This is a genomic window from Pseudomonas sp. 44 R 15 (assembly GCF_900004965.1).
Classification (GTDB): Bacteria; Pseudomonadota; Gammaproteobacteria; order Pseudomonadales; family Pseudomonadaceae; genus Aquipseudomonas; species Aquipseudomonas orientalis_A.
Genome location: NZ_CVTU01000075.1, coordinates 1 through 1,390 on the forward strand (window position 1 = coordinate 1; position 1,390 = coordinate 1,390).

Genomic DNA, 1,390 nt, shown 5'->3' on the forward strand with positions numbered 1-1,390 from the left:
CGGGGCGGTCTTTTGATTCCGGTGCTTGCCAGCTTCGTCCTGGCCCCCATGGACCCCAAAGCGCCGGATGTTGAAAACGTGCTTGGGGATTTGCGCAATTGCCTGAACACCTTCGACGCGTGGGCCGACAGCTTTTTCAGTGGCTCGGCACTGGAAGTCGAGCAGGTGTTCAAGGTCGGTGACGACGTCGCACTGGTCGCGCCGATCTCTTCCGACACGCCCAGTCGCACCGTCGCTCAATGCAAGGCCCAGGGTGGGCTGACCCTGGTGCATCTGTTCGAGAGCACCCGCTTCGTCCCTATCGGCAACACGCCGGTCACGCTGCAAGCCATTGCACCGGACGGCACGCCCATTGGCGCGCCGCTGCACCGCACCATCGGCCCCAGCGGCTGGCTTGAAGTCCCTGAGTGCACCCGCGATCAGCAGTACCGAGTCACTTTCTACCCCAATGTTTCCAAAGATCACGTCAAGGCGCTGTATACGTCCTACCAGTCGGTCATCGCCGGGCTGGAAGCGGATCTGCGCAAGCAGTGGCGCGAGCGCTTCGAGCCTCAATGGGCCGATTTTGCCAAAGCCCCGCCCTTCAAGCGCAGCGCGAAACAGGGTGCGGCCTTTGCAAGCGGGATTGGCAAGGCGTTTTACAACCTGTGGGACAACATCACCGAGCTGTACGACCTGTTGGCGAATCTCAAGTCCAACAGCGAAAAGTTGCTGCAGTACCTTTCCCAGGCCGAACTGGACCAGTTACTCAAACTGGGTAAAGACACGCTCGCCCAAGGCTTTCTGGTGCTCAGTGACGAGCCGCTGCTGTTTATCTATTTGTCAGCAATGGTGGCCTGGATACGCCTGCTGCCGCCGCCCGAGATGTACGAACTGCTGGGTGAGATCACTGGCGAAGTCTTGATCAACCTGCTGCTGATATGGGCCACGCGGGGGATGGGGGTGCAGCTTCGGCTGGGGGCTCAGGTGTTGAGTTCTATCAAGTCCGGGCGGGCGCGGGCGTTGTTGGAGTTGCTAGCCAGGCAGGTGCCGGGGCCTGGGCTGGAAACTCACGTGCAGGCGGCCAAGCCTCTGTTGCTGAACAGTGCGGCGACGCCGGTCAAAGCAGTGCCGGTGGCGCCGTTGAAGGCAGGCGAGCAGTTGGTTTCGAACGCGGTGCCGATGGTGCGCAACAAGACGCAACGTACAGCGTTGGTGCGCCAGGAGTCGGTGGATGATGTGCCGGCCGTGGCGTCGAACCCGAAGGGCGATGCGGCGGCTTCTGCGGACAAGACCGTTACCCACGGTTGCCCGGTGTCGATGGTCACCGGCGAGGAACTGCTGACCCTGACCGACGGCGCGCTGGATGGGATCTTGCCGTTCGAGTGGACGCGCTTGTACCGCACCAGTG

Annotated in this window: 1 protein-coding gene; it reads left to right on the forward strand. The window is 62.0% G+C overall.

What is annotated here, in order from left to right; genetic code table 11:
- Positions 1–12 precede the first annotated feature (12 nt).
- A partial coding sequence (locus BFP93_RS09605) for a DUF6531 domain-containing protein (RefSeq protein ID WP_256095191.1) occupies positions 13–1,390 on the forward strand: 1,378 nt, incomplete at its 3' end.